The organism is Kocuria sp. NPDC057446 (genome assembly GCF_042802875.1).
Lineage (GTDB): Bacteria > Actinomycetota > Actinomycetes > Actinomycetales > Micrococcaceae > Kocuria.
Genome location: NZ_JBHVDI010000116.1, coordinates 1 through 12,580, shown reverse-complemented (window position 1 = coordinate 12,580; position 12,580 = coordinate 1). Strand labels below are relative to the sequence as shown.

Sequence of the window (12,580 nt, the reverse complement as noted above, 5' to 3'; positions counted from 1 at the left end):
CCCCACGGGGTGCGGCCCCTCCTGCTCGTGCGCCGCCGCGGAGTCCCGCGGGCGGCTCAGGCGTTGGTGACCAGTCCCAGCTCCGCCTTGTCCGCCAGCTCGGGATGGGCGGGCAGCACCCGGACGGTGTAGCCGAACGGGCCCGACCGGTCCACGGTGATCGTGCCGCTGAACTTGTGCCGCCCGCCGCCCAGGTCGTCGACCGGGCTCAGGCTCGCGTACTTGCGCTCGTGGATGTGGTCCGTCTCCGAGACCCGGCCGTAGCCGATCTCCGCGCAGACGTCGTCGGGGCTCAGCGAGCCGAGCGAGACGTAGGCGCAGACCGTGAGCTCGTCGCCGATCTGCGGCTCCTGGGCCACGCCCTCGGCGTCCACGTGCTCGACCGACACCTGCTCCCACGCCTGGCGCACGCGCCCCACCCACCGGGACTTCGCCCGGGCGGCCGCGTGGCCGTCGAGGGCGGCCCGGCGCCCGGAGAGCGCGGCCGGCACGTAGAGCTGCTGCACGTAGTCCTCGAGCATGCGCTTGGCGGACACCCGCGGGCCCAGCGTGGCCAGGGTGTGCTTGACCATCGCCAGCCACTGGTGCGGCACGCCGTCGGCGTCCGGGTCCGAGCCCTCCGCCGTCTCGCCGTAGAACCGCGGGGCCACGTGGTTCTCGATGAGCTCGTAGAGGGCCGCGGCCTCGATGTCGTCGCGCTCGTCCGGGTGCGCGCCCTCGTCGGCGGTCGGGATCGCCCAGCCGTTCTGGCCGTCGTACATCTCGTCCCACCAGCCGTCGAGCACCGAGAGGTTCAGCCCGCCGTTGAGGGCGGCCTTCATCCCGGAGGTGCCGCACGCCTCGAGCGGGCGGAGCGGGTTGTTCAGCCACACGTCGCAGCCCGGGAAGAGGGTCCGGGCCATGGCGATGTCGTAGTTGGGCAGGAAGACGATGCGGTGGCGCACCTCCGGGTCGTCCGTGAAGCGCACGAGGTCCTGGATCAGTCGCTTGCCCTGCTCGTCGGCCGGGTGGGACTTCCCGGCGACCACGAGCTGGACGGGGTGCTCGGGGTCCAGCAGGATCCGCTTGAGCCGCTGCGGGTCCCGCAGCATGAGCGTGAGCCGCTTGTAGGTCGGCACCCGGCGGGCGAAGCCGATCGTGAGCACCCCGGGGTCGAGGACCGTGTCGGTCCAGCCCAGTTCGGCGTCCGCGAGGCCGCGCTTCTTCCACGACGCCCGCAGCCGGGCCCGGACGTCCTCCACCAGGCGGGTGCGCAGCTCCCGGCGGACGGACCACAGCTCGGCGTCGTCCGCGCCGTAGATCCGGCGCCACCGCGCGGCCCGGTTCAGGTCCGAGCCCATCGGGTCGAGGGCCAGCTCCGCCATGCGCGGGTCGATCCACGTCATCACGTGCACACCGTTGGTGATCGAGCCGATCGGCACCTCGTCGACGTCGAAGCCCGGCCACAGCCCCTGGAACATGCCCCGGGAGACCACGCCGTGCAGCTTGGCCACCCCGTTGGCGCGCTGGGCCAGGCGCAGGCCCATGACCGCCATGTTGAACTTGGCGGGGTCGCCGCCGTCGTAGTCCTCGGCGCCCAGGGACAGGACCTGGGCCGTGGGCACGGAGGGGGCCAGGCCCGCGTCGAGGAAGTGCTCGATCTGCGCCCGCTCGAACCGGTCGATGCCCGCGGGCACCGGGGTGTGGGTCGTGAAGACGGTGGCCGAGCGCACCGCGGTGAGCGCCTCGTCCCACGTCATCGGTTCGGTCCCGTCCGCCGGGTCCATGAGCTCCGCGATCCGCTCGACGCCCAGGAACCCGGCGTGTCCCTCGTTGCAGTGGAAGACCTCCGGGGCGGGCGCCCCGGTCAGCCGGGAGAAGGCCCGCAGCGCCCGGATCCCGCCCATTCCGAGCAGCAGCTCCTGCTGGAGCCGGTGGTCGCCGCCGCCGCCGTAGAGGCGGTCCGTGACGCTGCGCGCGTGGTCGTCGTTGTCCGGGATGTCGGAGTCGAGCAGCAGCAGCGGGACGCGGCCGACGTCGGCCCGCCAGATGTGGGCGGACAGGGAGCGGCCGTTGGGCAGGGGCAGGGTGATCCGGACCGGGCTGCCGTCCTCCTCCCGCAGCAGCGTCAGGGGCATGCCGTCCGGGTCGAGCACGGGATAGGACTCCTGCTGCCACGCGTCGCGGGACAGGGACTGCTTGAAGTAGCCGTGCTGGTAGAAGAGCCCGACCCCCACCACCGGCACGCCGAGGTCCGAGGCGCTCTTGAGGTGGTCGCCGGCCAGGATCCCGAGCCCGCCGGAGTACTGGGGGAGCACGGAGGTCACGCCGTACTCGGCGGAGAAGTAGGCGACGGCGCGCGGGGCGTCCTCCGGCTGGGTCCTCTGGTACCACAGGTCGTCGGTCAGGTAGCGCTGGAGGTCGGCGTCCAGCTCCTCGATCCGGCGCACGGTGGCCGGGTCCTGGGCGATCTGCTGGATCTCCTCGCGGGTGAGGGAGCCGAGCAGCTTGACGGGGTCCCCGTGGACCGCGTCCCAGGCCTGCGGGTTCAGCTCGGCGAACAGCTGTTCGGTGGGCCGGTGCCAGGACCAGCGCAGGTTCCTCGCAAGTCGGCTCAGAGGGGCGATGGACTCCGGCAGCACGGTGCGCACGGTGAATCTACGGATTGCCTTCACGCCGTCAGACTACCGGTGCTCCGGCGCACGACGGGGGCGCCACGACCCATCGCTTCCGTGCCGCGCCGGCCCGCCCCGCCGGGGAGCGGCACGGGGACGGCGACACCGTCCCACGGTTCGACAGCGGGCTTAACGATCGCCGGGTTTGTCGCTAACGTGGTCCAGGTGAGCCAAGCCAACACGCCGTCCCCGTCCGACCCGGCCTCGAGCCCGTCCGGCGCGCCCGTTCCCGACCCCTCGACGACGCCCGCCCTGCCCGCGGCGGAGACCGGCGCCCCCGCGGCGCCGGCGGAGCAGCCCGCGAAGAAGGCACCGGCCCGCCGCCGGGCGTCCACCGCCCGCAAGGCGCCGGACGCCGAGGCCACGCCGACCGTGCCCGACGAGCCCGGCATCGCCGTCGTCCCCGCGGCGGAACCGAAGCCGCGTGCCAAGCGGACCTCGACGGCCAGGACCGCCGCCGCGAAGGCGCCCGCGGCCGCCAAGGCACCGGCCGCCAAGGCCGGCACCACGAGGACGGCCACCGCCAAGAAGGCCACCACGCCGCGGAAGGCGACGACCACGCGCCGGAAGAGCGCCGGCTCGGCGTTCTCCCGGGAGGACCTGGTCTACGGCCGGATCCCGGTCGTCGGCGTGAGCCCGGTGGTCGAGGACGGGCGCTTCCCGGCCAAGGCCGTGCCGGGCGAGTCCATCCGCGTGGGCGCCACCGTGTTCCGCGAGGGCCACGACGCCCTGGGCGTGACCGCGGTGCTGTACGACCCGCAGGGCGCCGAGGTCGAGCGCGTGCCGATGCGGCTCACCACTCCCGGCACCGACCGCTACGAGGCGTGGCTGACGCCGACCGCCGAGGGCGCCTGGACCTTCGCCGTCGAGGGCTGGGGCGACCTGTTCGAGACCTGGCGGCACGCCGCCGAGATCAAGGTGGGGGTCGGCCAGGACGTCGACCTCATGATGGCCGAGGGCGTCGTGCTCTTCGACCGCGCCGCCGCGGAGCCGGGCCGCCCCGACGCCGAGACCGAGCTGTTCCGCTCGGTCTCGCGCACGCTCGGCAACGCCGAGCTGCCCGCCGAGCACCGGCTCGGGGCCGGCACCTCCGCCGAGGTCCTGGCCGTGGTCGCCGAGCGGCCCGTGCGGGACCTCGTGACCGAGAGCCGCCGCTACCCGCTGAAGGTCGAGCGCACCGCCGCCGGCCGCGGGTCCTGGTACGAGTTCTTCCCCCGCTCCGAGGGCGCCGTCCTCGACCCCGAGTCCGGCACGTGGACCTCCGGCACCTTCCGGACCGCCGCCGAGAGCCTCGACCGCGTCGCGGCCATGGGCTTCGACGTCATCTACCTGCCCCCGATCCACCCGATCGGGCACGCCCACCGCAAGGGCCCCAACAACACGCTGGTGGCCGGTCCGCAGGACCCGGGCTCCCCGTGGGCCATCGGTGCCGCCGAGGGCGGGCACGACGCGATCCACCCCGACCTCGGCTCGTTCGAGGACTTCGACGGCTTCGTGGCCCGCGCCGGCGACCTCGGTCTCGAGGTGGCCCTGGACCTCGCCCTGCAGGCCTCCCCGGACCACCCGTGGGTCACCGCGCACCCGGAGTGGTTCACGACCCGCGCCGACGGCTCCATCGCGTACGCGGAGAACCCGCCGAAGAAGTACCAGGACATCTACCCGATCAACTTCGACAACGACCCCGAGGGCCTGTCCCTCGAGGTGCTGCGGATCGTGGAGCTGTGGATCTCCCACGGCGTGAAGATCTTCCGGGTCGACAACCCGCACACCAAGCCCCTGTGGTTCTGGGAGTGGCTGATCGGCACCGTCAACGCCAAGCACCCCGAGGTCGTGTTCCTGGCCGAGGCGTTCACCCGCCCCGCCATGATGCAGGGCCTCGCCCGGGTCGGCTTCCAGCAGTCCTACTCGTACTTCACCTGGCGCAACACCAAGAAGGAGATCGAGGAGTACCTCGAGGAGGTCAGCCACGAGACCTCGGCGGTGTACCGGCCGAACTTCTTCGTCAACACCCCCGACATCCTCACCGAGTACCTGCAGTTCGGCGGACCCGCGGCCTTCCGGATCCGCGCCGTCCTGGCCGCCACCGGCTCGCCCCTCTGGGGCGTCTACGCCGGCTACGAGCTGTACGAGCACGTGGCGCGCGCCGGTGCCGAGGAGTACGTCGACAACGAGAAGTACCAGTACCGGCCCCGCGACTTCGCCGGTGCCGAGGAGCGCGGCGAGTCCCTCGCCCCGTACCTCACGCGGCTCAACGAGATCCGGCGCCGGCACGCGTCGCTGGGGGACCTGCAGAACCTCACGGTGCAGTCCACGTCCGACGACGCCCTGGTCGCCTTCTCGAAGACGAAGACCGTCCGGCACGGAGGCTCGAGCTACAAGGACACGGTCGTCGTGGTCGTCAACGTGGATCCGCACGCGACCCGCGAGGGCACCGTGTGGCTGGACCTGGAGTCGCTGGACCTGGACGACGCCGACTTCAACGAGGACGGCAGCTTCTGGGCGGACGACCTGCTCAGCGGGAACTCCTGGAAGTGGGGCACGCACAACTACGTGCGGCTGGACCCGCACTACGACCCCGCCCACGTCCTGCACATCCGCCGCAACGTCAAGTAGGGGCTCGAGCGGACCCCGTCGGGGCCCTCCCGGGCGACACCCGGGAGGGCCCCTCTCCCAGCACCGTTGGCCTCCGACCCACCTGTCCGAAAGGCGGCACCCCCGCATGAGCCTCTCGCCGTACTCGCTCAACGCCCCCGGCATCTCCCACGACCCCGACTGGTTCCGCAAAGCGGTGTTCTACGAGGTGCTCGTCCGCGCGTTCTCCGACGCCAACGGTGACGGCTCCGGCGACTTCTCCGGCCTGATCGACAAGCTCGACTACCTGCAGTGGCTCGGCATCGACTGCCTGTGGCTGCCGCCGTTCTTCGAGTCCCCGCTGCGCGACGGCGGCTACGACATCTCCGACTACTACTCGGTCCTCGACGAGTTCGGCACGATCAGCGACTTCAAGCGTCTCGTGGCCGAGGCGCACGCCCGCGGCCTGCGGGTGATCATCGACCTCCCGCTCAACCACACGAGCGACCAGCACCCGTGGTTCCAGGCGTCCCGCGAGGACCCCGAGGGCCCCTACGGCGACTTCTACGTCTGGTCCGACACGGACGAGCTGTACCAGGACGCCCGGATCATCTTCGTGGACACCGAGGAGTCGAACTGGACGTTCGACCCGATCCGCCGCCAGTTCTTCTGGCACCGGTTCTTCTCCCACCAGCCCGACCTCAACTTCGAGAACCCCGCCGTGGTGGAGGCCGTCCACGACGTGGTGAAGTTCTGGCTCGACATGGGCATCGACGGCTTCCGGGCCGACGCGATCCCGTACCTGATCGAGGAGGAGGGGACCAACTGCGAGAACCTCCCCGGCACGCACGACTTCCTGGTGGACCTGCGGCGCATGATCGACGACCAGTACCCGGGGCGGGTGGTGATCGCCGAGGCGAACCAGATGCCGCACGAGGTGGTGGAGTACTTCGGCAGCGAGGACAGCCCCGAGTGCCACATGTGCTTCCACTTCCCGATCATGCCCCGGATCTTCTACGCGCTGCGGGACCAGAAGGCCGCCCCGATCGTGGAGACCATGCACGAGACGCCGGACATCCCGCGCGGCACCCAGTGGGGCACGTTCCTGCGCAACCACGACGAGCTGACCCTCGAGATGGTGACCACCGAGGAGCGCCAGGCGATGCTCGGCTGGTACGCCCCCGACTCGCGGATGCGCGCCAACGTGGGCATCCGCCGCCGGCTGGCCCCCCTGCTGGACAACTCGCGGGCCGAGATCGAACTCATCCACGCCCTGCTCCTGTCCCTGCCGGGCAGCCCGTTCCTGTACTACGGCGACGAGATCGGGATGGGCGACAACATCTGGCTCGACGACCGCGACGCCTCCCGCACCCCGATGCAGTGGACCCCCGACCGCAACGCCGGGTTCTCGAAGGCGGACCCCGGCAAGCTGTACCTGCCGGTCGTCCAGTCGCTGGTCTACCACTACAACCAGGTCAACGTGGAGGCGCAGCTGGCGTCGTCGTCGTCCCTGCTGCACTGGATGCGCCAGATGCTCGCGGTGCGCAAGGCGCACCCGGCGTTCGGCCTCGGCTCGTACGTCAACGTGGAGACGGACCACGACTCCGTCCTGGCGTTCCTGCGCGTGCTCCCCGACGAGGAGACCGAGGACGGGCGCGGCGAGACCGTGCTGTGCCTGTTCAACCTCGCCCACACCCCGGCCTGCGCCCGGATCCGGCTGCCCCAGTTCGCGGGCCGCGGGCTGCGCGAGCTCTTCGGCGGTGACCTGTTCGGCGAGGTCGACGAGGCGGGGGAGTACCGCATCACCCTCGGCAGCCAGGACTTCTTCTGGCTCCGCCTCCGGGCCGCTCCCCGCGACGACGGCACCCACCCCCAGACCACGGCCATGCCGATCATCAGCACGACCACGTCCTGAGCGCGTCCGCGCGTCCGGCCACCTCCTCGACCGACCCGGAAGGACCTGATCCCATGACCGACCAGCACCCCGACGAGCTCCTCGACCTCCTGCGCCGGTGGCTGCCACGGCAGCGGTGGTTCCCCTTCGCGGGCGGCGGTTCCGGCGTGGAGCTGCGGGTCGTCGCCCAGCTGGCCCTCCCGGACCAGGACGGCGCCGGAGCCCGGGTCCTGCTGGTCGAGGCCTCCGAGGGCGCGCGCACCGAGCTCCTCCAGGTGCCCCTGAGCTTCCGCGCCGAGCCCCTCGGGGGCGCGGAGCGCTTCCTGGTCGGCGAGCTGTCGCCGGCCCCGGCGGAGGGGACCGGGACGGACGTCCCGGCGGAGGAGAGCGCCACGCCGCGCCGGGCGGCGCGCTTCCTCCGGGAGCGCGCGGCCCGCGCCGGCCGTGCCGTGGCCCAGCGCACCGGGCTGCCGCTGCCCGGCGCGGAGGACGCCGTGGCCGGCCCCTGGGTCTACGACGGGGTCGGGGACCCGGTGTTCGTCGGTCCGGTCCTCGGACTGATGCAGCGTGCGGAGTCGCTCGGCTCCGGCCCCCTCGGCCTGACGGTGACGGGAGCGCACGGCGACGTGCTGCGCGTCCCCTACGCGGTCGAGACGTCCGAGCAGGTGCGCGTGATCTCGAGCGAGCAGTCGAACTCCTCGGTGATCCTCTCCCCGCCCGCGGGCCGGGCGGACGCCGACGCCGTGATCGTGAAGTTCTTCCGCGTGCTGGGGGTGGGCGACAACCCGGACGTGGAGGTGGGCCGGGAACTCACCGCGCTCGGGTGCCCCGCCGTGCCGAGCACCTTCGGGTGGCTCGACGCCCGCTGGCGTTCCGGGCTGAGCACCGTGCAGGGCCAGCTGGCGGTGGCCACCGAGTTCCTCGCCGGCTCCGCCGACGCGTGGGGCCGGGCCGTGGCGGCTGCCGAGCAGGGCGAGGACTTCTCCGAGGAGGCCCGGGAGCTCGGCCGCACGACCGCGCGCGTGCACCGCGACCTGGGCCGCGCGTTCGGCGCCGAGGTCCCCGACGACGCCGCCCGCGCCCGCCTCCTGAACGACCTCGGCGGTCGTCTCCGCTGGGCCCGCACCGAGACCGGCTCGCTGTTCTCGGAGCACGCGGCCGCCCTCGACCAGCTGATCACCTCCCTCGACGACGTTCCGGAGCTGCCCCCGCTGCAGCGCATCCACGGCGACTACCACCTGGGCCAGGTCCTGCAGACCGAGGACGGCCAGTTCAAGGTCCTGGACTTCGAGGGGGAGCCGCTGCGCGCCATCGAGGAGCGCACCCGGCCGGACGTGGCCCTGCGCGACGTGGTCGGCATGCTGCGCTCCTTCGACTACGCCGCGGCCTTCGGCGCCCGCGCCGGCGCGGAGGACGCCGAGGCGTGGGGCCGCCGCGCGGGCGACGCGTTCCTGGCGGGCTACGAGCAGGGCGCCGGGAACGGTGTGGACCGCGATTCCCCGCTGTTCCTGGCGCTGTGGCTGGACAAGGCCCTGTACGAGGTCGTCTACGAGCAGCGGAACCGACCCGACTGGGTGGACGTCCCGGCCGCGGCGGTTCGCCGTTCACTGGAGGGCCTCCGGTCGCGTAGCGTGAACCCTGATACCGCCGCTGCGGACCCCGCGGCCGGCACCGACCACGACGACGACAGCTCCCGGTCCGCGCGGCTCATCCCGGCGGCAGCGGGAACGGAAATCGAGGACGCAGTGAGCGCGAGCACTCCGCAGGACCGATCCGACCGCGGCCAGGGGACACGCGCCGTCCCGGCCGGCCACGACGTGGCGCCTGCGGGGCCGGTGCCCGTTCCCGAGCACCTGCTGGCCGCGGTGTCCGAAGGCCGACACCACGACCCGCACGGCGTGCTCGGCGCCCATCTCAACCCCGACGGCAGCGTCACCGTGCGCACCCTGCGCCGGTTCGCGACGGCCGTGGCCGTCGTGACGCAGGACGGCACCTTCCAGCTCGAGCACGAGTGGGGCGGCATCTTCACCGGCGTGGTCCCCGCGCACGAGCCGGGGCGGATCCCCGACTACCGCGTGGACGTGACCTACCGGGACCTCGAGCCGCAGCGGCTGGACGACCCGTACCGCTTCGGGCCGACCCTCGGCGAGCTGGATCTCCACCTCATCGGCGAGGGCCGGCACGAGACGCTCTGGACCGTCCTCGGCGCCCACGTGCGCCGCTACCCCTCGGTGCTCGGCGACATCACCGGCGTGGCGTTCGCCGTGTGGGCGCCCAACGCCCAGGCGGTGCGGGTCATCGGCGACTTCAACGGCTGGGACGGCAGCGAGCACGCCATGCGCTCCCTCGGCTCCTCGGGCGTGTGGGAGATCTTCGTCCCGGGTCTCGGCTCCGGCGCGACCTACAAGTTCCGCATCCTGGGCCGGGACGGCGGCTGGCGCGAGAAGGCCGACCCCATGGCCTTCGGCACCGAGGTGCCGCCGTCCACCGCGTCCCGGGTCTTCGAGTCCGACTACGAGTTCCAGGACGACGCCTGGATGGCGCGCCGCGCGGCGACCGATCCGCACAACGCGCCCATGAGCGTCTACGAGCTGCACATCGGCTCGTGGCGCAAGGGCCTCGGCTACAAGGACCTCGCCAAGGAGCTCGTCGAGTACCTCACCTGGCAGGGCTTCACCCACGTGGAGTTCATGCCCGTGGCCGAGCACCCGTTCGGCGGGTCCTGGGGCTACCAGGTGACGTCCTACTACGCGCCGTCCTCCCGCTTCGGCAGCCCGGACGAGTTCCGCTACCTCGTGGACAAGCTGCACCAGGCCGGCATCGGCGTGATCGTGGACTGGGTCCCGGGCCACTTCCCGAAGGACGAGTGGGCGCTGGCCCGCTTCGACGGGGAGCCCCTGTACGAGCACGCCGACCCCCGCCGCGGCGAGCACAAGGACTGGGGCACGCTGATCCCGGACTACGGGCGCAACGAGGTCCGAAACTTCCTGGTGGCCAACGCCTCCTACTGGCTCGAGGAGTTCCACGTGGACGGCCTGCGCGTCGACGCGGTCGCGTCCATGCTCTACCTCGACTACTCGCGCAACGAGGGGGAGTGGGAGCCCAACGTCTTCGGCGGCCGCGAGAACCTCGAGGCGATCGCCTTCCTCAAGGAGTCCAACGCCACGGCCTACAAGCGCACCCCGGGGATCGTCATGATCGCCGAGGAGTCGACGTCCTACCCGGGGGTGACCCGGCCGACCGACGCCGACGGGCTGGGCTTCGGGCTCAAGTGGAACATGGGGTGGATGAACGACACCCTCGAGTACATGGCGGAGGACCCGGTCAACCGGTACTACCACCACAACAAGCTCACGTTCTCGCTGGTCTACGCGTTCTCGGAGAACTTCCTCCTGCCGATCTCCCACGACGAGGTCGTCTACGGCAAGGGCTCCCTGTTGCGGAAGATGCCGGGCGACCGGTGGCAGCAGCTCGCCAACGTCCGCGCCTACCTGGCCTTCATGTGGGCCCACCCGGGCAAGCAGCTGATCTTCATGGGCACGGAGTACGCCCAGGAGTCCGAGTGGTCCCAGGAGCACGGGCTGGACTGGTGGCTCTCCGAGACCCCGCCGCACAAGGGTGTCCAGGAACTGGTGCGCACGCTCAACGGGATCTACCGGGAGACCCCCGCACTCTACGAGCGGGACAACAACCCCGCCGGATTCGAGTGGATCGACGCGGCCGACGCCGGGCGCAACACCCTCTCCTTCACCCGGTGGGACGAGCAGGGCAATCCGCTCGTGTGCGTGGCCAACTTCGCCGGCAACCCGCACGAGAACTTCCGGCTCGGCCTGCCGTGGGCAGGGGAGTGGGTCGAGACCCTCAACACGGACTCGGAGCTCTTCGGCGGTTCCGGCGTGGGCAACCTCGGCCGGGTCACCGCCACCGAGGGCGCCCACAACGGCAGCCCCGCCTCGGTGGTGCTGACGGTCCCGCCGCTGGCCGTCCTGTACCTCAAGCCGGCCGAGCACTGACCCGGCCCCGGCCGTTCCTCGGGGAGCGGGCCGGAGTCACGGGAAGGGCCCGGATCCTCGGATCCGGGCCCTTCGGCCGTCCACGGCACCGGGGCCGCGGAGCCGGCGACGGAGGGGAGCCGCAGCCGCCCGGAGCCCGGTTTGCGCGGGCGGCGGATTGGGGGTAACTTCTTCCAAGTCGTCGCGGCGAGGAACTCCCCCGGGAGATCCACGGGGCGGCATCCCACACCGAACGGTCCCGACGGAGCAGCCAGCGAGTTGCACCGGGAAGGAAGAGTGTTAGAGTGGGAGATTGTGAGCTTCGCCGGAAGGCGGCACCGTCACGATCAGGTAACCGAGAGTTCACCTGAGATTGACCGGGGTCGACCGGAAGGGCTAAGGTTGCAGAGCACTCCGGCAGCACGGTGTCAAGCGAGACACGGCTGATCGGTCTGTTGTTTGAGAACTCAATAGTGTGCCATGTTTGTTGATACCGGATGTTTTATTCGGTTGATTGGTTGTCGCCGTCCTGCCTCCGTGGGGTGGTGGCGACATTTTCAGCCGGGGTTTGATGTTTTCGTTGTTTTTTTGACGGAGAGTTTGATCCTGGCTCAGGACGAACGCTGGCGGCGTGCTTAACACATGCAAGTCGAACGATGATGCCCAGCTTGCTGGGCGGATTAGTGGCGAACGGGTGAGTAATACGTGAGTAACCTGCCCTTGACTCTGGGATAAGCCTGGGAAACTGGGTCTAATACTGGATACTACTTCCTGCCGCATGGTGGGTGGTGGAAAGGGTTTTACTGGTTTTGGATGGGCTCACGGCCTATCAGCTTGTTGGTGGGGTAATGGCTCACCAAGGCGACGACGGGTAGCCGGCCTGAGAGGGTGACCGGCCACACTGGGACTGAGACACGGCCCAGACTCCTACGGGAGGCAGCAGTGGGGAATATTGCACAATGGGCGGAAGCCTGATGCAGCGACGCCGCGTGAGGGATGACGGCCTTCGGGTTGTAAACCTCTTTCAGTAGGGAAGAAGCGAGAGTGACGGTACCTGCAGAAGAAGCGCCGGCTAACTACGTGCCAGCAGCCGCGGTAATACGTAGGGCGCAAGCGTTGTCCGGAATTATTGGGCGTAAAGAGCTCGTAGGCGGTTTGTCGCGTCTGCTGTGAAAGCCCGGGGCTCAACCCCGGGTCTGCAGTGGGTACGGGCAGACTAGAGTGCAGTAGGGGAGACTGGAATTCCTGGTGTAGCGGTGAAATGCGCAGATATCAGGAGGAACACCGATGGCGAAGGCAGGTCTCTGGGCTGTTACTGACGCTGAGGAGCGAAAGCATGGGGAGCGAACAGGATTAGATACCCTGGTAGTCCATGCCGTAAACGTTGGGCACTAGGTGTGGGGGACATTCCACGTTTTCCGCGCCGTAGCTAACGCATTAAGTGCCCCGCCTGGGGAGTACGGCCGCAA

General features: G+C 70.7%; 4 protein-coding genes and 1 rRNA gene. 4 read left to right on the top strand and 1 reads right to left on the bottom strand.

Annotated elements, in window-relative coordinates; all coding sequences use genetic code 11:
* Positions 1–56 precede the first annotated feature (56 nt).
* On the bottom strand, positions 57–2,654 hold the full coding sequence (glgP, locus tag ACFU0Y_RS13315; RefSeq protein WP_380215008.1) for an alpha-glucan family phosphorylase: 2,598 nt from the start codon (positions 2,652–2,654) through the stop codon (positions 57–59).
* A gap of 156 nt (positions 2,655–2,810) precedes the next feature.
* On the opposite strand from glgP, the gene ACFU0Y_RS13310 reads away from it, so the two are divergent.
* From ACFU0Y_RS13310 to ACFU0Y_RS13295, 4 genes are all read left to right on the top strand, one after another.
* Entirely contained in the window at positions 2,811–5,267 is a 2,457-nt protein-coding gene (locus tag ACFU0Y_RS13310) for an alpha-1,4-glucan--maltose-1-phosphate maltosyltransferase (RefSeq protein WP_380215007.1), read from the top strand.
* Between the two features lie 106 nt (positions 5,268–5,373).
* The gene (gene treS / locus ACFU0Y_RS13305; RefSeq protein ID WP_380215006.1) at positions 5,374–7,140 is read left to right on the top strand and encodes a maltose alpha-D-glucosyltransferase; all 1,767 of its coding nucleotides are present in this window, start codon (positions 5,374–5,376) and stop codon (positions 7,138–7,140) included.
* A 53-nt stretch (positions 7,141–7,193) separates the two neighbouring features.
* Positions 7,194–11,132: a 1,4-alpha-glucan branching protein GlgB gene (gene glgB, locus ACFU0Y_RS13300; protein WP_380215005.1), complete on the top strand. Its 3,939-nt coding sequence runs from the start codon at positions 7,194–7,196 to the stop codon at positions 11,130–11,132.
* Positions 11,133–11,699: 567 nt separating this feature from the next.
* A 16S ribosomal RNA gene (locus tag ACFU0Y_RS13295) occupies positions 11,700–12,580 on the top strand; the annotation flags it as partial.

Excerpts from the sequence above, each read along its gene's own strand:
- treS (WP_380215006.1), top strand. The coding sequence starts at position 5,374 with ATGAGCCTCTCGCCGTACTCGCTCAACGCCCCCGGCATCTCCCACGAC.
- glgB (WP_380215005.1), top strand. The coding sequence starts at position 7,194 with ATGACCGACCAGCACCCCGACGAGCTCCTCGACCTCCTGCGCCGGTGG.